The 20065-nt window shown below is 70.3% G+C and carries 17 protein-coding genes; 4 read left to right on the top strand and 13 right to left on the bottom strand.

Annotated features, from left to right (window positions below; translation table 11 throughout):
• Window positions 1-6 precede the first annotated feature (6 nt).
• The 6 genes from FHW12_RS12090 to FHW12_RS12065 all read right to left on the bottom strand — a co-directional run bounded on the left by FHW12_RS12090 (window position 7) and on the right by FHW12_RS12065 (window position 7131).
• On the bottom strand, window positions 7-1815 hold the full coding sequence (locus tag FHW12_RS12090) for an autotransporter assembly complex protein TamA (protein WP_182531272.1): 1809 nt from the start codon (window positions 1813-1815) through the stop codon (window positions 7-9).
• 31 nt (window positions 1816-1846) lie between these two features.
• Window positions 1847-2455 (bottom strand): hypothetical protein, encoded by a 609-nt coding sequence (locus FHW12_RS12085; protein WP_182531271.1) that lies wholly within the window; start codon window positions 2453-2455, stop codon window positions 1847-1849.
• A 7-nt stretch (window positions 2456-2462) separates the two neighbouring features.
• Window positions 2463-2603, bottom strand: coding sequence for a DUF3096 domain-containing protein (locus tag FHW12_RS12080; RefSeq protein ID WP_182531270.1), 141 nt, complete (start codon window positions 2601-2603; stop codon window positions 2463-2465).
• A 125-nt stretch (window positions 2604-2728) separates the two neighbouring features.
• On the bottom strand, window positions 2729-3430 hold the full coding sequence (locus FHW12_RS12075; RefSeq protein ID WP_182531269.1) for a hypothetical protein: 702 nt from the start codon (window positions 3428-3430) through the stop codon (window positions 2729-2731).
• 103 nt (window positions 3431-3533) lie between these two features.
• Complete coding sequence (locus tag FHW12_RS12070) at window positions 3534-5897, bottom strand: winged helix-turn-helix domain-containing protein (protein ID WP_182531268.1); 2364 nt, start codon at window positions 5895-5897, stop codon at window positions 3534-3536.
• 187 nt (window positions 5898-6084) lie between these two features.
• The gene (locus FHW12_RS12065) at window positions 6085-7131 is read right to left on the bottom strand and encodes a hypothetical protein (protein ID WP_182531267.1); all 1047 of its coding nucleotides are present in this window, start codon (window positions 7129-7131) and stop codon (window positions 6085-6087) included.
• A gap of 222 nt (window positions 7132-7353) precedes the next feature.
• Between FHW12_RS12065 and FHW12_RS12060 the strand changes: the two genes are divergently transcribed.
• Window positions 7354-7542 (top strand): YbdD/YjiX family protein, encoded by a 189-nt coding sequence (locus FHW12_RS12060; RefSeq protein ID WP_182531266.1) that lies wholly within the window; start codon window positions 7354-7356, stop codon window positions 7540-7542.
• Between the two features lie 1025 nt (window positions 7543-8567).
• Here FHW12_RS12060 and FHW12_RS12055 read toward each other — a convergent pair.
• The 3 genes from FHW12_RS12055 to corA all read right to left on the bottom strand — a co-directional run bounded on the left by FHW12_RS12055 (window position 8568) and on the right by corA (window position 12536).
• Window positions 8568-8912 (bottom strand): hypothetical protein, encoded by a 345-nt coding sequence (locus tag FHW12_RS12055; RefSeq protein WP_182531265.1) that lies wholly within the window; start codon window positions 8910-8912, stop codon window positions 8568-8570.
• A gap of 72 nt (window positions 8913-8984) precedes the next feature.
• Window positions 8985-11033 (bottom strand): carbon starvation CstA family protein, encoded by a 2049-nt coding sequence (locus FHW12_RS12050; RefSeq protein ID WP_220484443.1) that lies wholly within the window; start codon window positions 11031-11033, stop codon window positions 8985-8987.
• Between the two features lie 483 nt (window positions 11034-11516).
• On the bottom strand, window positions 11517-12536 hold the full coding sequence (gene corA / locus FHW12_RS12045; RefSeq protein WP_259393019.1) for a magnesium/cobalt transporter CorA: 1020 nt from the start codon (window positions 12534-12536) through the stop codon (window positions 11517-11519).
• 216 nt (window positions 12537-12752) lie between these two features.
• Between corA and FHW12_RS12040 the strand changes: the two genes are divergently transcribed.
• Window positions 12753-14438: a hypothetical protein gene (locus FHW12_RS12040; RefSeq protein ID WP_182531263.1), complete on the top strand. Its 1686-nt coding sequence runs from the start codon at window positions 12753-12755 to the stop codon at window positions 14436-14438.
• A 49-nt stretch (window positions 14439-14487) separates the two neighbouring features.
• On the opposite strand, the gene FHW12_RS12035 is transcribed toward FHW12_RS12040, so the two are convergent.
• The 4 genes from FHW12_RS12035 to FHW12_RS12020 all read right to left on the bottom strand — a co-directional run bounded on the left by FHW12_RS12035 (window position 14488) and on the right by FHW12_RS12020 (window position 18225).
• The gene (locus tag FHW12_RS12035; RefSeq protein ID WP_259393018.1) at window positions 14488-15720 is read right to left on the bottom strand and encodes a DUF4105 domain-containing protein; all 1233 of its coding nucleotides are present in this window, start codon (window positions 15718-15720) and stop codon (window positions 14488-14490) included.
• A gap of 28 nt (window positions 15721-15748) precedes the next feature.
• Window positions 15749-16588, bottom strand: coding sequence for an HlyC/CorC family transporter (locus tag FHW12_RS12030; protein ID WP_182531262.1), 840 nt, complete (start codon window positions 16586-16588; stop codon window positions 15749-15751).
• 118 nt (window positions 16589-16706) lie between these two features.
• A complete protein-coding gene (gene ybeY / locus FHW12_RS12025) occupies window positions 16707-17231 on the bottom strand; it encodes an rRNA maturation RNase YbeY (RefSeq protein WP_182531261.1) in 525 nt (174 codons plus the stop codon).
• Window positions 17221-18225: a PhoH family protein gene (locus tag FHW12_RS12020; protein ID WP_182531260.1), complete on the bottom strand. Its 1005-nt coding sequence runs from the start codon at window positions 18223-18225 to the stop codon at window positions 17221-17223. The genes ybeY and FHW12_RS12020 overlap by 11 nt, the downstream gene beginning before the upstream one ends.
• Before the next feature lie 168 nt (window positions 18226-18393).
• On the opposite strand from FHW12_RS12020, the gene FHW12_RS12015 reads away from it, so the two are divergent.
• Window positions 18394-19059 carry a TetR/AcrR family transcriptional regulator gene (locus FHW12_RS12015; RefSeq protein WP_182531259.1) on the top strand — a complete coding sequence of 222 codons (666 nt, stop codon included), beginning with the start codon at window positions 18394-18396 and terminating at the stop codon, window positions 19057-19059.
• A 45-nt stretch (window positions 19060-19104) separates the two neighbouring features.
• Window positions 19105-20055, top strand: coding sequence for an HlyD family efflux transporter periplasmic adaptor subunit (locus FHW12_RS12010; protein WP_182531258.1), 951 nt, complete (start codon window positions 19105-19107; stop codon window positions 20053-20055).
• Window positions 20056-20065 lie beyond the last annotated feature (10 nt).

The following is a 20065-nucleotide window of genomic DNA, read 5'->3' as shown; positions in this document are numbered from 1 at the left end:
TCGCATCTACAAGTCCGGTCCGATGACGATATGCAGTTCGACGCCGTGGTTGCTGTCGTCGTGCACGGGCACGCCGAGATCGACGCGCACCATGCCGACCGGCGAACGCCAGCGCGCGCCGACGCCGACGCCGACCTTCTGGCGGTAGCTGCCGAAGCTCGAGAACGCGTCGCCGGTGTCGATGAACGTCGCGATGCCCCAGTTCGGCCTGAAGTAGTACTCGTATTCGGCGCTCGCGACCGCGAGGTTCTTGCCGCCGATGATGAGGTCCTGGCAGTCGCTCTTCGGATGCGCGGCGCAGAACGCGAGGGCCTGCGCGCGCTGGTCGTCCGGCAGCGGCGGGCCGATCGTCTGGAACGAGTAGCCGCGGATCGAGCGGTCGCCGCCGGCGAAGAAGCGCAGCTCCGGCGGGAGCTTGTCGAAGTCGCCGACGTGGGTCGCGCCGAGCGAGCCGCGCGCGATGAAGCGGCCGTGCTCGCCGAGGCCGTGGATCCACTTCGCGTCGGCGCTCGCCTGCGCGAAGCTGGTGTCGGAGACGAAGCCCTTCTGGCCCGCGCGCGCGGCGAAGGTGAGCGACCAGCCGTCGCGCACGAACGCGGGATCGTCGGCCTTCTTGCGCGTGAGCGACGCTTCCGGATAGAGCAGCGTCGTGTCGCCTTCGATGTTCGCGACCTTGAAGTCTCCGGTGAGGAACTTGAGGCCGAGCGTGCGCGTCCAGCCGCGCCACTGGCGCGAGTCGGTCGCCGCGAGGCCGAGCGTGCGCGCGGTGCTCGTGTCGGTGTTCTCGTCGCGGAACGTCGCACCGAACGCGAGGCTGTGGTTGTCCGGACCGGCGAGCGGGATCTGGTACTGCGCCGACGCGGTCTTGAGGCGCGTGGCGACGATCGTTTCGACCTTGAGCTTGTGCCCGCGCGAGTTGACCCAGCGCCGCTCGACGCCGCCGCGCACGCCGGGCCCGGTGTCGGTGCCGATGAACACGCCGCCGGTGTAGATCGTGCGCTTCGCCGGCGCGAGCATGACCTTGATCGGCACGACGCCGTCGGCGGCATGCTCGACGTCGGGCTCGACCTGCACGACCGCGAAGTAGTCGGCGTCGATGAGGCGCTGCTGCAATGCGAGCACCTGGTCCTGCGTGTAGAAGTCGCCCTTCGCCCACGGGATGTATCGCTCGAGGAACTCGCTCGGGAACTGCGCACCCTCGAACGTCGTGGTGCCGAGCCGGTAGCGCGAGCCGACCTTCCAGGCGAGGTGGATGTCGGCCGTGTTCGCCGAGCGCGTGACCTCGACCTGGTGCGTGACGAGTTCGGCGTCGAGGTAGCCGCTCGCGAACAGCGCGGCCTGGACCGTCGCCTTGCTCTTCTCGTACGAGGCGTGGTCGAGCGGTGCGCCCTTCGCCGGCAGGAATCCGGCGAGCGCCTTGCGCACCCCGCGCTGGCCGTCGGCGTCGCCGTCGACGCGCACGTCGAGCGTCGCGATCTTCACCGGCTCGCCGGGCTTGACGTGCAGCACCGCGACGTAGGCGTCGCCGTTCTCGCGCAGTTCACCATCGACGCCGACCGAGTAGTAGCCGTACGGCTCGAGCGCCTTGCGCACCTGCTCGTCCGCATGCTCGTACAGGCGTCGTGCCTGCGCCGCGGTGACGTCGCGCGAGGCGTACTGGTTGAGCTCGAGCCCGCCGAGCGCGGCGTCGCGCAGCAGGCCGTCGACGCCATCGAGTTCGACGGTCACGCGGCCCGCGTGGGCTACGCCGGTGCCGAGCAGCAGGGCGAGGCACGACAGCGAAGCGATGCGGTGTCGGTGGGGCGGAATTCGCATCGCGTATTTATAGCAGGAGCGGCGCGCGGACTCAGTGCGCGGCGTCGCGGACGGTGCCGTCGCCGAACACGTCGACGTAGCTCGCCGCAAGCCCGTCGGCGAGCTGCGCGAGCGCATTGAAACGCGGCAGCAACCCCGCTGCGATGCGCCGCCCGCCCGCGTCGCCGCCGGGCGGCAACGCTGCGAGCTCGTCGACCGCGGCTTCCTGCACGTGCAGGAAGTTGTCCTGCAGTTCGTAAACTTTCGCGACGCGCGTCATCCACTCGAAGTCGATGCGCTGGCTCGCCTGCGTCGCGAGCGCGGCGTGCCACGCCGCCGAGGAGAGCAGCGAAAGGTTGAGGTTGACCTCGAGCTTGCGCGGCTCGGCCTGCGTTTCGTCGAGCGCGCCGCGCAGCGAGGCGAGGATCGGCGCGAGCGCGTTGCGCGTCGACGCGATCTCGCTCGCGTTCGCGTGCAGCTCGCGAAGGATCGCTTCACGCGCGACCGCGGCGCGTTCCTCCTCCTGGCGGCGGTCGTGCCACTCGTTGATCGCGAACGCGAGCAGCAGCGCGAGCACGACCGAGCCCGCCTCGATGAAGATCTCGGGCAGCTTGTCGCGCAAGCGCTCGCGCAGGCGCGCGCGAGGCGCCGTCCCGCTCATGGCGGCGTCAGAGGCGCAGGTTCGGGAACAGGCCGATCAGGCCGATGATGATGAGGTAGAGCGCGACCACGTAGTTGAGCAGGCGCGGACGGATCAGGATGAGGATGCCGGCGATGAGTGCGATCAGGGGTTGCAGCGCGATGTGCATGTCGACCCTCCGGTGGGTGGACCCGAAAGGTAGCAGTTTCGCCGGAACGGCGGATGACTGCGCGAGGCGCGGTCCCGCGGGACCGTCACGGCGTGCCGGTGACGGCCCTCGACTCGCGCGGCGCCTCAGCGCGGTGCGCCGTCGAACCCGTCGGCGAAGATGCGGTCGTCGCCGCCGTAGCTCACGTGCACGTTGTCCGCGCCGAGGTGCCAGCACGCATCGAACGTGAGCTCTTCCGGATCGACCACGAAGAAGCGGATGCCGTCGATGTTGTGCATGAGGTCCTGCCAGGTGTAGCCGAGTTCCGGCGGTGCATTGAGCACCCAGCCCGGCGGCACGTCGGTGGCGTCGCTCGGGATCGTGAAGGCGACGTTCAACCAGCTGAACGGCGCATCGGTCGGCGCCGGCGGGCCGTCGATCGTGTGCGCCTCGATCACCGCGGCGTCGGTGTGGATGTCGATCAGCGAGAGCGAGAACGTGCTCGGTAGGGTGTAGGTCGGGAAGCAGCCGACCACCGACGAGGCATCGAGCCGCTGGATGTCGATGCTCGCCGCGTGCAGGCTGCCGCTGTCGAGCGCGTCGCGCAGCGGCGTGCCCGCCGGTGGCAGCGACGTCAGGTTCGGGTGGTCGGAGCGGTACGGCACGCCACTGTCGAGCCAGGCGCCGGGATTGCCGCCGTCGGCCACGATCGTGAAGACGCCGCCGTTGTTGTTGGTCCAGCCCCACTGGTTCGGGTTCGTGCCCGACTCGAAATCGTCGACGACGTCGGTCGCGTGCAGGGTGGCGCTCGTCGCGAGCAGGGCGAGGACGCCGATCAGGCGATGCATGCAGGGATCTCCGCTGGAAGGAACCCGCCGACAGTGCGGCGGCGCCGCGGCGAAGTCTTTCCACAACGATTCCACGTTGTTTCCTCGCGCATCAGCGCGCGCGTCATCGGCCCGGTTCGCGCAGCGATGCAGGGATCGTGCGCTCGCCGGCGAGCGCGGTCGCGGCCTGCAGTGCCTTGGCGCGCGCGTCACCCTGCTGCAGCGCGTCGAACAGGCGCAGCTGGAGCAGGGCGCAATCGAAGTCGCGGTCCGCCCAGGCCGACACGCGGCCGATCACCGTGCCTGCCTCGTGCAAGCGGCCGTGGCGCAGCAGCCAGTCGCCGTAGGACGCCGCGACCAGCGCGATGTCGGCCGGCACGCCGCGCCGTTCGGCGAGGTCGCGTGCCTCGACGTAGCGGCGCGAGGCTTCGTCGGCGGCACCCTGCGCATCCGCCCACTCGGCCTCGTGCACGGCCTGCACCGGCCATGCCGCGACCGCCCGGTGCGGCACCCACGCCGCGGAGGGCGGGTCCGCGGGGCGCGGCGGCGTCGCGAGCACCGCGCGCTGCAACACGAGCGCGATCTCGGCGACGCCTTCACCCTCGTCGTCGCCGGGCGGGCGATGGCCGAGCGCGCGCCGCGCGGCGTCGGCGGCGTCCGCGTCGCGCCCTTCGGCGAGCGCCAGGCGTGCGCGCAGCGCGGGCAGGCGGCGGGCGAGGAACGGGTTCGCGTCGGCGACCTCGTCCGGCAGCGAACGCAGCAGCGTACCGGCCTCGCGCAGGCGGCCGAGCGCGAGGAACGCGTCGACGCGGTCGAGCGTGAGGTCGAGGCGCTGGTTCGGGTCGGTCACGCGCGGCGCGAGCAGCCAGCTGCGATCACTCGCGGCGAGCGCGGCGAGCGGTTGCAGCAGCGCGAGATGGTCGGAGACGAGGCTTTCGAGCGTCTCCATGAGTTCGTTGATCGCGCCGTAGCGCTCGAACTCGGCCGCCGCGCGTTCGAGGTAGGCGAGCGCCTGGTCGGGCCGGTCGCGATTCATTTCCAGGCCGCCGAGGTTGCTGTCCACGCGCGCGACCGCGAGCGAGTCGCCGGCCGCCTCGAGCTGCACGCGCGCATCGCCGAAATCGGCGAGCGCAGGCGCGGCGTCGTGGCGCATCGAGTGGGTGACGCCGCGGCCGGTCAGCGCGAGGCCGAGCTCGCGTGGATGGCGGCCGTCATGCAGCAGCGCGACCGCGGCGTCGTAGTCGCGTTCGGCCGCGGCGTAGTCGTCGAGGCGGATGTGCACGGCGCCGCGGCCGTTGAGCAGTTGCGCGCGGAATAGCGGGTCGCCATCGCCGGCTTCGGCGAGCAGTGCGTCGAGCGACGCCTCGGCGCGGCGGTACTCGCCCGCGCGGAAGTCGACCTGCGCGAGCCGGTAGCCGAGCTGCGGCTCGGCACGCGCGAGCTGCGGGTCGCCGACGAGGATCGCGCGCGCGGCGGCGAGATCGTTGGCGAGCATCGACGCCTGCGCGCGCTGCAGGCGTTCCTGCACGTTGCCGTCGAGCACATCCGCAGGTGCCTGTGCGCGACCGAGGCGGCCGAGCAGCCGGTCCGCGGCGTCGCGCGTCGCGGCGAGCGCATCGGCCTGCTCGGCCTCGACCTCGACCGCGGCGCCGTCGGCGCCGCTCGCGTGCAGGTCGACGCGCCAGCGATGGTCGTGCGGCGCCACGCGGCCGCGCACGAGCAAGGCGGTCGGTGCCGCATCGCGCAGCGCGCGCATCGCGGCGTCGTCGGCGGCGCCGGCCGGCTGCAGCAAGGCGACCACGCTCTCGCTCGGCGGCACGACGAGCCCGCCCTCGCGCAGGCGCTGCGCGAGGAAATCCATGCCACCGAGGCGCAGCCAGCCGTCGGCGGGATCGCCGTCGACGCGCAACGGCAGCACGATCGCGCTCGCCGGCGCGACGCGACGCAGCGCGGTGTCGCCTGCGTGCCGTGAAGCGATCCAGGCGAAGCCGCCGCCGAGCAGCGCGATGGCGAGCAGGGCGACGAGCGCGCGCGTCGTCGTGCGCACGCGGTGCGTCGGTTCGCTGGCGACTGCCTGCGACGGCACTGCCGGTGCGGGCGACGGCGCGGATGTGGGCGGGATCGCTGCCGTGGCTGCCGCGGCGTTCGCCGCGGATGCCTCGTCGGGATCGACGGTCTCGACCTCGGCGACCCAGTGGTAGCCGTGGCGCGCGACCGTGCGGATGAACGACTGCGCCTGCGCGTCGTCGCCGATCGCGCGGCGTGCGCGCAGCACGGTCTGGCCGAGTTGCGTGTCCGACACGTTCGGCCGGCCCCAGATCGCCTCGATGAGTTCGTCCTTGCCGACCGCGCGCCCGCGCTGCTCGATCAGGTAGGCGAGGCAGTCGAACGCGCGCGGCGACAGCGCGACCGGCACGTCGCCGCGGCGCAGCTCGCGCGTGCGCGTGTTGAGCGAGAAACCGCCGAAACGGTGGAGGCGACCGGACATCGTCGAAGGCGGAGCGGCAGGTCGTCAGCGAGGCGATGGCGCGCACGACGGAGCGGGCGGCAGGATACCCGCGGCGAGCGCGATCGGCAGCGGCTGCGCGAAGGGGACGTGCATGGAGGCTCCGGGTCGCAGGATGCGACCGTGCACGGTAGCAGCTTTCGGAGCGGTCGCCGCGGGCGCGGCGACGTCAGCGCGTGAACACGGTCGCGGCGAGCAGGCGTTGCGTCTTCTTGGTCGAGCGCTTGCGCTTGCCGACCACTTCCGGGCTCGGGTCCCAGTGGCCGAGGCGGCGCGTCTCGATGAGGCCGAGCGCGTCGTACGCGTTCACGACGTCGAACACGTCGGCCATCTTCGCCTTCGCCGCCTTGGCGATCTCGTGCAGCGGCGCCTCGCGCATGAGGGTGAGCGCGATGCGGTGCTGCTTGCGGTAGTCGTTGTCGAGCGGCAGCCAGCGCTTGAGCTTGTAGCCCGCGCTCGGGTCGAGGTGCGCGGCGAGCCAGCCGTTCGAGCGCAGGAACGCGTGCAGCCAGCGCAGCCGCACGAGCGGCCGGCCCGGATACTGCTTGCGCAGCTCGGCCAGCTGCGCGCCGCCGACGCGCTTGCGCTCATGGCCGCCGAGCGGCTCGAGGAAGTACGGCTCGAGCTCGACCAGGCGCGCGCTCGTGTGGAACGTGTCGGTGACCGGGTCGATCAGCAGCGGCGGGATGCCGTGGCGCTGCACGAGCACCGCGCCGCGCTGGACCAGCGCGTCGAGGTCGGTCGTGCGGCGCTCGCGCTGCACGTCGATGAACGACGCGCGCGTCGATTCGGGTTCGGCCTTCGCTTCTTCGTCCTGTCGCTTGGTCTTGCGCGTCTGCGGCACGATGCGCCGCTCGATCGCGCTGAAGTCGATCAGGCGGCGCGGCTCCGGCGGCGCGGCGCGGCCGACGTGGTTGAGCAGGCCGACGATCGCCTTCGCGCTGAACGGGCGGTGCAGGACGAGGTCGGCGCCGAGCGCGTCGTCACCCGCATTGGTGATCACCGCGAAGTGCTTGCCTTCGTCGAGCGCGCGCACGCGCGCGCAGCGGCCGCCGAAATCGGCGAGGTCGGCGAGCACGAAGTCGATGTCGTCGTCGTCCTTGGCGAAACCCCAGGCATGGTCGAGCTGCGCCTGGACCACGCGGATGAAGGTGCCGATTTCCGACACGTCGGCGGCGGCGGCACCGGCCACGACGAGGTGCTTGCGGGGTTTCATGGTCTGCGGGACTTCGGTGAGCGGCGCTTCAGGGGGCGCGTTCGGCCGTCATTATCCGGAGGCACGGCCCGAATAATGTGATCCTGCACGAGAAACCGGCCGCGCCGGGCGCCGTCCGGCGGCCGGATGGACCGCTCGGCGGCACCCGTTGGACGAAAGGCGACTTGCGCCCGGCCGATTCCGGGCAGACGATCACAGTTCGGTGCAACGAGGGTTTTTCCGATGGACGGGCGTGCGATCTGGCGGAACCTAGTCCGGCTGGCCCGGCGCATCATCGGCGTGCCCGACTACGACACCTACGTCGCGCACCTGCGCGAGCACCATCCCGAGCGCCCGATCCCGAGTTACGCGGAGTTCTTCAACGAGCGGCAGCAGGCGCGCTATCGCGGCGGTGGTGGGCGCTGCTGCTGACGGCGCTCGATGCCGTCGCGCTCTACCGTACGCGCTCCACCGTAGGAGCGTACCCTGTGCGCGACCGCCCTATTCGGATCATGCGTGGCGTTGTGGCGCGCCGGTCGCCCACAGGGTGGGCTCCTACAACGCGGATCGTGGTGTTGACGCGAGGTAATGGCTCCCGGCCGTAGGAGCGCACCCTGTGCGCGACCGCCATTTCCGGATCATGCGTGGCGTTGCGAGGTGCCGGTCGCCCACAGGGTGGGCTCCTACAACGCGGATCGTGGTGTCGACGCGAGGCAGTGGCGCCCGACCGTAGGAGCGCACCCTGTGCGCGACCGCCATTTCCGGATCATGCGTGGCGTTGCGGGGTGCCGGTCGCCCACAGGTGGGCTCCTACAGGCGAGCGAAATCCCGGATGCGCCGGCAATCGCCGCGATACGCCATTCGCAACGCTCACCGACCTGACATGAAGGCGCTTCGCACCATCCGGGAATCCCGGGCATCGGGTCGTCGACCGGTTCTTCCTGCAACGGAACAGCGCGTCAGCCACATGGATTCCCGGCGCCCTGACCGACAAGGCCGCGGAGCCGACCCGAAGCCGCTTTCCGCCGACACGCAATCCCGCGAACCTGACCGGTTGCAGGTTTTTCCTGACACGAAGCGCGTGCGGTCGCCCTGCGGAATCCTGCCGACCTGATCGAAAAGGCCGCGGACCTGAGGCGAAGCAGGATTTCGCTGACACGAAGCAGGAAAAGCCTGACGTCGAATCCCGAAAACCTGCTATCGGTCAGGTCGAACGTATTCCATTGATGGTTTTTTGATCAACGAAGGTGCTTCGCGGTGACGCGTGCTCCCGGCGCGGTGCTCGCGGACGGACGGTCTTGGATCACGGCGGCGCACGACGCGATGCGTTGACGGCCTCTCGACGGGCTGAGCAGCACCGCCACGACGCGGGGCGTGGCGGCTGGCGAATTCAATCGACCACGCGAGAACGAATGGCGGACGGGCTATTGAAAAATTCCCCGTCCCCTCTGTTCATCCTACCGCGCGCGACACCCCTCGGCGTACCAGAAGTTGCCGACCGTATCGAGGTGGGCGTCCATATTCGCTGCCGAACAGAGCGGAAAGCGCTCGTCGCCCGAGCGGTCGAGCGCCTGCTGGCGAAGGCGTTCGAGACGGTCGTTGTCGCGCTGCTCCCGCGCTTCGCGGCGATCGGACCGATGCATCATGCAGTCGGCGAACGCGTCGGTGCCGGGAGCGTAGCCGTAGTCGCTGCAGCGCTGCTGGTCGTCGGCGCGTTGTTCGGTGCGGACCTGGGCCGGATCGGCGCAGCCACCCATGGGCGCCGCGACGCACATCGCAAGGGCAACGACGCCGCCGCGCACGCGCGGCCACGTCGGAAGGAGCGCCGTCATGGAACCTCCTCTACGGGCGTCGGGGTGATCGTCATCATCGCCTCAGGTACCGGCGAGCGCCACCCTTGGCGTCTCCTGCGCCGTCGGCGTCGGCACGCGCCGCGCGGCGAGCGCGGCACGCACGCCGAACACGATCATCACGACGACGAGCGTCGTGAACGCGGCGGCGAGCGTCGCGTCGACGTAGTCGTTGAAGACGATGCGGTGCATGTCGTCGAGCGTCTTGGCGGGGGCGAGCACCTGGTTGGCGTCGAGCGAGGCCTGGAACTTCGCCGCGTGCGCGGTGAAGCTGATCTTCGGGTCCGCGCCGAAGGCCTTCTGCCAGCCCGCGGTGACGGTGCAGACGACGAGCCAGACGGTCGGCAGCAGCGGGATCCACAGGTACTTCTCGCGCTTGAGCTTGACCAGGCACACGCAGGCGAAGATCAGCGCGATCGCGGCGAGCATCTGGTTGGCGATGCCGAACAGCGGCCACAAGGTGTTGATGCCGCCGAGCGGATCGACCACGCCCTGGTAGAGGAAGTAGCCCCAGCAGGCGACGCACAGCGCGGTGGCGACGAGGTTGCCTATCCACGATTCGGTCTTGTGCAGCGCCGGCACGGCGAGGCCGGCGAGTTCCTGGATCATGAAGCGGCCCACGCGCGTGCCGGCGTCGACGGTGGTGAGGATGAACAGCGCCTCGAACAGGATCGCGTAGTGGTACCAGAACGCCATCATGCCTTCGCCGGGGACGAGGCCGTGGAGGATCTGCGCCATGCCGACCGCGAGCGTCGGCGCGCCGCCGGCGCGCGACAGGATGCTCGTCTCGCCGATGTCCTTCGCGGTCTGCGCGAGCAGGTCGGGCGTGACGACGAAGCCGAGCTGGGTGATCGCCTGCGCGGCGCTGTCGACGGTCGTGCCGATCAGCGCGGCCGGTGCGTTCATCGCGAAGTAGACGCCCGGCTGCAGCACGCACGCGGCGATCAATGCCATCACCGCGACGAACGCTTCCATGAGCATCGCGCCGTAACCGACCAGCGGCGCATCGGCTTCGCTCGCGATGAGCTTGGGCGTGGTGCCCGAGGAGATCAGCGAATGCCAGCCGGACACTGCGCCGCAGGCGATCGTGATGAACAGGAACGGGAACAGCGAGCCCGCGAACACCGGGCCGGTGCCGTCGACGAACTTGGTCAACGCCGGCATCTTCAGTTCCGGCATCGCGAACACGATGCCGACCGCGAGCAGCAGGATCGTGCCGATCTTGAGGAACGTGCTGAGGTAGTCGCGCGGCGCGAGCAGCAGCCAGACCGGGATCGCCGCGGCGCAAAAGCCATAGGCGATGAGCATCCAGGCGAGCGCCTTGCCGTCGAACGTGAACGCCTTCGCCCACGCCGGATCCTGCGCGACGATGCCGCCGAGCCAGATCGAGACGAGCAGCAGCACGAGGCCGATCACCGACACCTCGAGCACGCGGCCCGGGCGCAGGAAGCGCAGGTACAGGCCCATCAGCAGCGCGATCGGGATCGTCATCGCGACGGTGAACGTGCCCCACGGGCTGATCGCGAGCGCCTTGACGACGACGAGCGCGAGCACGGCGAGGATGATGAACATGATCATGAGCACGCCGATCATCGCGATGACGCCGGCGGTCGGGCCCATCTCGGCGCGCACCATCTCGCCGAGCGAGCGGCCGTCGCGGCGGATCGAGAGCCCGAGGATCATGAAGTCCTGCACCGCGCCCGCGAGCACGACGCCGACGAGGATCCACAAGGTGCCGGGCAGGTAGCCCATCTGCGCGGCGAGCACGGGGCCCACCAGCGGGCCGGCGCCGGCGATCGCGGCGAAGTGGTGGCCGAACACGATCCAGCGGTCGGTCGGCACGTAGTCGAGGCCGTCGTTGCGGCGCACCGCGGGCGTCGCGCGCGTCGCGTCCAGCGCGAGCGCGCGGTCGGCGATGAAGCGTCCGTAGAAGCGCTGCGCGGTGAGGAAGATCGCTGCCGCGGCCGCGACGAGCCAGATCGCGTTGATCGATTCGCCGCGATGCAGCGCGATCGTGCCGAGGCAGAACGCGCCGACCAGCGCGAGTACGGCCCAGCCCAGCTTGCCAGCCATTGCGTTCATGACGACCCCTCGAGGATGCGCTCGTAGCGTGCAAGCGTGTTCCGCGGGTCGCGGTCGGTCAAGGTCGCGTACCTACGCCTTTGGTCGAATGGCGGCGTGTGTCGGGTTCTGCGTTTGCCTGAAGGAGAGAAAAGCCTGAAACACGGAGCACACGGAGCACACGGAGGAAGCGCAAAGCGAGGGATGCTTTCGAGGAAAGGGCGAGGCACTTCGAGGCGTTCGAAGCGAGCCGGGGCTTGCAAACCTCGTCATTCCCGCGAGAGCGGGGATCCATTCTTGTCTCGACGCCATGGAGCGGAAACACGATGGATTCCTGCTGTTCCGCGTCGGCCGGAGGAAGGCGAAGAGCCTGAAACACGGAGCACACGGAGCACACGGAGAAAAGCTGAAGAAGAGAACGAGCTTTTCCTCTGTGTGCTCCGTGTGCTCCGTGTTTCAATCTTTTCTTCGTCCGACGCGCAACGTACGCAAGCCCTACAGCCAGTGCGCCTTGCGCAGCAGCCAGTACAGCACGCCGCAGATGCCGAGCGTGACCGTGATCATCGCCGGGTAGGCCCACGGCTGGTCGAGTTCGGGCATGTGGTGGAAGTTCATGCCGTACCAGCTCGCGAGCAGGGTCGGCGCGGCGAGCAGCGCGGCCCATCCGGCGAGGCGCTTGACCACTTCGCCCTGCGCGACGGTGACGAGCGCGAGGTTGACGCTGAGCGCGGCGGTGAGCATCTCGCGCATCGTGTCGGTCGACTCGTTGATGCGCGCGGCATGGTCGTAGACGTCGCGGAAGTACGGCCGCACCTCGTCGCGGATGAGGCCAGGGTACTGGCGGATCAGCTGGTTCAGGATGTCCTGCAGCGGCGCGATCGCGAGGCGCAGGGTGACCAGTTCCTTCTTCAGCACGTACAGGCGGCGGATCGTCTCGCGCTTGAAGGTTTCCTCGAACACCTCGTCCTCGAGTTCCTGCAGCTCCTCGCGGAACTCGCGCACGATCGGGAAGAAGTTGTCGACGATGAAGTCGAGCACGGCATAGAGCGAATAGCTCGGCCCGAGCGCGAGCATCTCCTGCGACTGCTCGCAGCCGCGCCGCGCGGTCGCGTAGCTGAGCGAGGCGCCGTGGCGCACGGTCACGATGTAGCGTTTGCCCATGAAGATGTGCGTCTCGCCGAACGCGATCTTGCCGCCGACGACCTGCGCCGTGTGCGCGACGATGAACAGCGAGTCGCCGTACACCTCGATCTTCGGGCGCTGGTGCGCGTTGTGCGCGTCCTCGACCGCGAGTTCGTGCAGGCCGAATTCCTCGCGCAGCTTGTCGAGCAGGTCCTCGCTCGGCTCGCGCACGCCGACCCAGACCCATTCGTCCGGCGTCTCGAGCACGTCGCTGATTTCCTCGACCGTGATGTCGCGCAGGCGCCGCCCGTCGGCGGCGTAGGCGACGCAGTTGACGACCATCGGATCCTTGCAGGTCGGGTCGGTCGGCAGCGGGCTGATCGAGAGGTCCATGCCCCATGATGCCGCGCGCGACGCCGCCGCGGCAATCACGCGATGCCGATGCGCCGCGGGCGAAGGTCGATCGATCAAGCACTTGACGCGGCATGAGCGGAACGCGAATGGAGCGCGAATGCCTTCGCGCCGCTGCTGCCGACAATCGGAGTGCCCGCATCCGGGCCGGGCGGGCTCCTTAGGCCCGCACCGCACATCGCACTCCTGGGGTCATCCATGCGCACATCGCTGTACGCCGCCATCGCTTTCGCCCTGCTCGCCGGCCGGGCGCACGCGGCCCGCTTCACCGACCTCGGCATCGCCAACGGGCAGATGACGAGCCTCTCGCACAACGGCCGCATTGCCGCCGGCATCGCCGGCGAAAGCGGCTGGCGCTGGGCGAAGGACCGCGGCCCGTCCGTGCTGACCGGCTTCGTCGAGGTCGAAGGCATGAGCGCGTGGGCGCAGCCGGTCGCCGGCGCCTGGACCAACGCGGCCACGCTCGACGTCGCCGCGCTCGCCTACAGCAACAGTGATCTCGTCGGCGGACCGGTCGAGATCGGCGGCCTGCCCGGCGCGACCGGCCTCGACGGCACGCTCAGCGTCGGCTACGGCGTGTCGGACACGAAGGTCGCGGTCGGCCTCGCCTACGACGACAGCGGCAACGCGATCGCGTTCCGCTGGGACGCAGGCAACGGTATCGCGCGCCTGGACGTGAATCGTCCCGACAACTACTCGCGCGCGAACGGCATCAGCGCCGACGGCAGCGTGGCGTGGGGCTGGAACGACCAGGACGATGGCTTCCGCAGCGCGGTCGTCTGGCACGACGGCGTGCCGACCGACCTCGTCGACGCGCAAAGCAACCCGGTCGGCGAAGCCGACGGCGGCAGCCGCGACGGCAGTGTCATCGTCGGCAGCGGACTCGCGACGCCCGACGGCAGTTCCGCCTGGCGCTGGACCGCGGCGGCCGGCGTGCAGCCGCTCGGCGTGCCGTCGCTCGCGCCGGGGCGCAGCGCGGTCGCCGCGCCGGCGTCGATCGAGCGCACGGCGCTCGTTGCGCGGCATCCGGAGCGCGCGAGCGCGCGCGTCGGCGACGCTGCGCCGCAGGGTTTCCCGCCGGCGTCGTACGCGTTCGGCGTCAGCGACGACGGCAACGTCATCGTCGGGCGCAGTGGCGCGTTCCCGATGTTCTTCGCGACGGTGTGGACGCCGGCGACGGGCATGGTGCGGCTCGACGACTACGCGAGCGCACGCGGCGTGGCGATTCCGGCGGGCTGGTCGCTGATGACCGCGACCGCGGTGTCGGCGGACGGCCTCGTGATCGGCGGCTGGGGCATCGATCCGAACAACGCGTTGAACTCGTTCGTGATCGACCTGCACGACGACACGCCGCGCGAGGCGCTGCTCGAAGCGCACGGCACGGTGGACTGGAACGACCTGCCGGACGGCCCGTTCGCGGGTGTGCCGGTCGGCACGCCGGTGACGATGACGTTCCGCATCTCGCCGGACGGCTTCGAAGTGGAGCCGGGCGAGGCGACGTCGTATCCGGTCGAGCTCGAGACGTTCTCGCTCGTCGCGGGCACGGCGAGCGACACGCTCGTCGCGACGCCGTCCGGCCCGAACGTGTGGATCGCCAACGACTATCCGCTGTCCGACGGCATCCACCTGTTCGACACGCCGACGACGACCGCGGGCCAGTCGATGGAGTTCGAGCTGTTCAATCCGGGCGGCGACATGTTCGATTCCGACGACCTAGGCCGGATCAACCGCACGTTCGGCCCGGCGTTCTTCGAGAAAGCGTCGTGGGTGGTCGCCGCGGGCGGCCAGTTCGGCATGTACATGGCGCTCGACTCGGTGAGCATCCACGACGTCGACGACGGATCCGACGTGATCTTCGCCGACGGCTTCGAGTCGCAGCCCTGACGCAGCGCGTTCGCATCGATGCCGGCCACGCGCCGGCATCGATGCGGCGTCACGCCCTGCGCAGGCGCAGCGCGAGCGCGAGATGGATCGGCAGGAACAAGACGATCCAGTGCAGGTTCGCCTGCGCGAACGTCGGCAGGATCTTCGAGAACAGCGCGAGCGCGGCGCCGACGACGACGAGCCAGGCGATCGCGCGTGCTCGCGGTCGCTCGCGCAGGCGGCCGCGCGCGATGCCGAACCATGCGGGCAGCAGCGCGAGGCAGAGCGGGTTGAGCAGCAGCAAATTCTCGTTGCGCCACGCCGAGCGATGCTCGGTGCCGAACCAGAGGAACAGCAGCAGCAGGCCGCCGATGCCGCAGAACAGCTCGAACAGCAGCGCGAACGTCGCGAGCGGCACGCGGCGCGACGCGCGCGCCGAACCGCCGAGCAGGTAGAGGCCCGCGCCGAGCGCGATGCCGAGGCCGAGGAACGGCCAGCGCAGGTCGGGCGGCAGGATCGGCGAGGGCTCGATCTCGCCGCGTGCAAGCGTGACCGCGGGTGCGGCGAGGGCACCGCCGTTGCTCGCGCCGGCGACCACGTCGGCGAGCGTCGCCGGCACGAAGCTTTCCTGCCAGTAGTCGATGCGCTGGTCCGCATAGGGGCCGAGGCCGAGGTCGATGAGCAGCATCAGCCACGGCTCGGGCGCCATCAGGCGCAGCGCGTCGAGGCGATACGTGTAGCCGCGCGAACGGCCTTCGCTCTGCGCGTGCAGCGCGCCGCCGAGCGCGTGGTCGAGCGCATCGCGCACGCGCGTCGAGCAGTTCGCCTCGAAATAGTCGTAGCGGTACTGCGCGTTCTCGGGCCGCGCGTTCCATTCGAGGAAGTCGACCAGCGTGCGCGCCTGTTCCGGCGTCAGCGCTAGGCGCTGCTCGACGATCTCGCGGTGCTCGTCGCGGTACATCTCGAGATCGTCGGCGAGGTCGTCGAGCGCCATGCGATAGCGCATGCGGCCGCGCGCGAAGTTGAGCAGGAAGTCCTGCTGCGCGAAGTCGAAGATGCCGTAGTTGTAGGCGATCGCGCTGCCGTTCGCCGGATCGCGCACGACGATCGCATTGTGGCCGAAGCGTTCGAAGAAGATCTCGCCGGGGCCGATCGTCAGCAGGCTGATTTCGGGAGCGGCCGGCGCCGCTGCGGGCGGCGTCGCGACGTCGCCTCCTTTCGCGTGGGCGAGGCGGAACGCGACGAGCAGGAGCAGCGCGAGCGCACCCGCCAGCGCGCGCGCGGCGCGCCGCGGCGCGCTCAAGGCGTCGTCTCCGCCGCTTGCGCGGGCCTCATGCCTCGTGCACCCGTACCGCGAACTGCTGCACGCGGCGCGCGTCGGCCTTCGTCACGTGGAAGTGGAAGCCGCCGAGCGTCGCTTCCTCGCCGACTTCGGGCAGGTGGCCGATCTCCGAGGTGATCATGCCGCCGACGGTGTCGAACGCCTCGTCGCTGAGGTCGCAGCCGAAGCGTTCGTTGAATTCCGCGATCGGGGTGAGCGCGTTGACGAGGAAGTCGCCGTTCGCCGCGGGCTGGATCATCGTGTGCTTGTCGTCGTCGTCGTCGTGCTCGTCGCCGATGTCGCCGACGATCTGCTCGAGCACGTCCTCGATCGTGATGAGGCCGGCGACGCCGCCGTACTCGTCGACGACGATCGCCATGTGGTTGCGCGACAGGCGGAACTCCTTCAGCAGGATGTTCAGCCGCTTCGACTCCGGGATCATCGTGACCGGGCGCAGCAGCTTGCGGATGTCGCAGTCGGCGCCTTCGACGAAGCAGCGCAGCAGGTCCTTGGCGAGCAGGATGCCGAGGATTTCGTCCTTGTCGCCCGCGTGCACGGGGAAGCGCGAATGGCCCGACTCGAGCACGTCGGTGAGGATCTGCTTGAGCGGCGCGTCGATCGGCAGCGAGACCATCTGCGCGCGCGGCACCATGACGTCGGAGACGGTGAGGTCGGCGACTTCGATCGCGCCCTCGACCATCGACAGCGTGTCGTTGGACAGCAGGCCGTTGGCCTGGGCGTGGCGCAGTTCCTCGATGAGCTCCTCGCGACTCTGCGGTTCGCCGGAAAGCGCCTGGGTGATGCGCTCGAACCACGATCGTGGCGGTGTACTGGGAGGATCCTCGCTCATTGCGTGCCGCTGCGAGCCCTTGCGGGCGGGGCGGCAGTGTAGCAAAAGCGCGGAGACGGCAAGGTTGCAGCGCGGTGAGGCCGGTGCAAGCGGCTGACGCGGCAGTGAAAAAGGCGCGTCAGGCGGCGTCGTCGCGGTACGGGTCGGCGATCCCGAGGCCGGCGAGGATGCGCGTCTCGAGCGCTTCCATGCGCTCGGCCTCGCCCATCTCCTCGTGGTCGTAGCCGAGCAGGTGGAGCACGCCGTGGATCGTCATGTGCGCGAAATGGTCGCGCGCGTCCTTGCCCTGTTCGCGCGCCTCGCGCGCGACGACGGGCGCGCAGATGACGAGGTCGCCGAGCAGGCCGCTGTGTTCGCCGGGCGCGGGCTCGTACGGAAAGCTCAGCACGTTGGTCGCGTAGTCGCGGCCACGGAACTGGCGGTTGTAGCGCCGCCCGGCCGCGCGGCCGACGACGAGGATGTTGATCTCGCTCCAGCCGCGCCGTCGTTCGAGGTCGGGGATCGCGGCGAGCCAGCGTTCGAACGTGCGCAGCACCGGCACGCCCTTGCGGCCGGCCTCGTTGCGCAGCCACAGGCAGACGCGCGAGTCGGCGCGCTCGCGCGCGGCCTTCGCGACGGGGCGGCGGCGCGCGTCAGCTTTCATCGGTTCGCGTCGCCTTCGAGGCGAGCGTCTCCGCGGTCGCCTCGCGCTGCTCGTACGCGCGCACGATCCGCTGCACGAGCGGGTGTCGCACGACGTCCTTCGCGGTGAAGAACGTGAAGCTCACGCCGTCGACGTCGCGCAGCACTTCGATCGCGTCGCGCAGGCCCGACTTCACGTGGCGCGGCAGGTCGTTCTGCGTCATGTCGCCGGTGACGACCGCGACGGAACCGAAGCCGATGCGCGTGAGGAACATCTTCATCTGCTCGACGGTCGTGTTCTGCGCCTCGTCGAGGATCACGAACGCGTCGTTGAGCGTGCGCCCGCGCATGTACGCGAGCGGTGCGATCTCGATCACGCTGCGCTCGATGAGCTTGCCCACCTTCTCGATGCCGAGCATCTCGTACAGCGCGTCGTACAGCGGGCGCAGGTACGGATCGACCTTCTGGGTGAGGTCGCCGGGCAGGAAGCCGAGCTTCTCGCCCGCCTCGACCGCGGGGCGCACGAGGATGAGGCGCTGCACGCGATTGTCGTTGAGCGCGTCGACCGCCATCGCGACGGCGAGGTAGGTCTTGCCGGTGCCGGCGGGTCCAACCCCGAAGTTGACGTCGTGCGTGGCGATCGCGTGCAGGTAGCGCTGCTGGTTCGCGCCGCGGCCGCGGATCGTGCCGCGCTTGGTCTTGATCGCGACGTCCTGCGCGCCCTCCGCGCGCGCGTCGAGCGCGTCGATGCCCGACTCGGACAGGCGCAGGTTGACCTGCGCGCCGCTCAGCGCTTCGTGCTCGGTCGCCGCGTAGAGATCGCGCAGCACGTGTTCGCCGAGCTTCACCGCGTGTGCATTGCCGGTCACGCGGAACACGTTGCCGCGGTTGGCGATCTCCACGCCGAGGCGCAGTTCGATCTGGCGCAGGTTCTCGTCGAACGGGCCGGCCAGGTTGGAGAGGCGCTCGCCGTCGGCGGGCTCGAGCGTGAAGTCGTGGTGGATGAGGTCCGTCATAGGCGCGCGAGGGTAGCGCGCACCCGCCGTGCGTCGCCAGACGCCGAGGTCAGGGGCGTGCGGCTGCGAAGTTCGCCGCGAGAGCCGCTGGCGCGGTCCCGGAGCCGGACCGAGGGGTGCGAAGCCGCGTGGCTTGCAAATAATTAATCGATCAATTAAATTAAATCCATGGTCACGAAACGCGCTCCCGGCCGGCCCCCGGCCCGGCCACGTACCCCGGGTCGTCCCGTTGCGGCGAGTCCGGACCTGCGCCCGCGCCTGCTCGACGCCGCGCTCGCGTGCTACGTGCGCGACGGCATCGCGGCGACGTCGCTGCGCGCGATCGCGCGCGAGGCAGGCGTCACGCCCGCACTGCTGCACTACTACTTCGGCGATGCGCAGCAGCTGCGCGAGGCGGTCGTCGAAGAGCGCCTGCTGCCTGCGGTCGACACCTTGCGCGAATCGTTGCCGGTCGATGCGAGCGACGTCGCCGGTCTCATCGCCGCGTTCGTGCGTGGCGTCGCCGGACTCGTCGAGCGGCACCCGTGGCTGCCCGCGCTGTGGGTGCGCGAGGTGCTGTGCGAGGGCGGCCAGTTGCGCGACGTGCTGCTCGAGCGCGTCGGACCGCAACTGCCCGTGCTGCTCGCGCAGCGCTTCGCCCAGGCTCAGCGCGAAGGCGTGCTCAATCCCGATCTCGATCCGCGCCTGACCGTCGTCTCGCTGATCGGCCTGACGTTGTTCCCGGCGGCGAGCGCGCCGATCTGGCGCAGCCTGTTCCAGGCGTCCGACATCGGCGCCGAGACGCTGCGCGCACACACGATCGCGCTGCTCGACCGCGGCCTCGGCCCCGGCTAGGAGTCGCCCGTGAAGACATCCCGTTTCCGTTTCCGGAGAACCGCCGTGAACCTGCGCCTGTCGGTCGTCGTGGTGCTGCTGCTCGGCGCGTGCGCGAAGCCACCGCCGCAGGCGCTCGGCACGCTCGAGTTCGATCGCGTGAGCCTGCCGGCGCCGGCGGCCGAGCGCATCGTCGCGATCGACGTGCACGAGGGTGAGCAGGTCGCCGCGGGACAGGCGTTGCTCGCGCTCGATCCCGCACACACGAGGGCGCAGCTCGCCGCCGCCGAGGCGACCGCACAGCGTGCGCGCGACGCACTCGCCGAGCTCGAGGCGGGACCGCGCGCGGAGGACATCGCGCAGGCCCGCGCGAACCTCGCAGCGGTCGAGGCCGAGGCGCGCGAGGCGCGCGCGTACTACGCGCGCCTGTTGCCGCTGAAGGATCGCAACTACGTCGCTGCGGCCGATCTCGACCGCGCGCGCGCGGCCGCCGGCAACGCCGACGGCAAGGTGCGCGCGGCCCGCGCCGCGCTCGACGAACTCCTGCACGGCACGCGCGGCGAACAGGTCGCGCAGGGCGAAGCCGCGCTCGCGGCCGCGCTCGCCGAAGCGGATGCGCAACGCGTGCTGCTCGGCAAGCTCGCCGTCGTCGCGCCGCGTGCGGCGCGCGTCGACAGCCTGCCGTATCGACTCGGCGACCAGGCGCCGGTCGGGGCCGCGCTCGCGATCCTGCTCGCCGGCGACGCACCGTACGCGCGCATCTACGTGCCCGAACCGCTGCGCACATCCGTGCACGTCGGCGACCGCGTGCGCATCCGCATCGGCGACCAGCCGGCGTCGTACGAAGGCAGCGTCCGCATGATCCGCAGCGAGCCCGTGTTCACGCCGTACTACGCGCTGATCGGCGAGGACGTCGCGCGCCTGAGCTACCTCGCCGAAGTCGCGCTCGGCGGCGACGCGGCCGCGCTCCCCGCCGGTCTGCCGGTCCGCGCCGAGTTCGGCGGAGCGGCGAAATGAACGCGCCCGG

Source organism: Dokdonella fugitiva, assembly GCF_014138265.1.
GTDB classification, from domain to species: domain Bacteria; phylum Pseudomonadota; class Gammaproteobacteria; order Xanthomonadales; family Rhodanobacteraceae; genus Dokdonella_A; species Dokdonella_A fugitiva_A.
The sequence above is the reverse complement of the archived record's forward strand: the minus strand, read 5'-3'. Positions and strand labels throughout refer to the sequence as shown.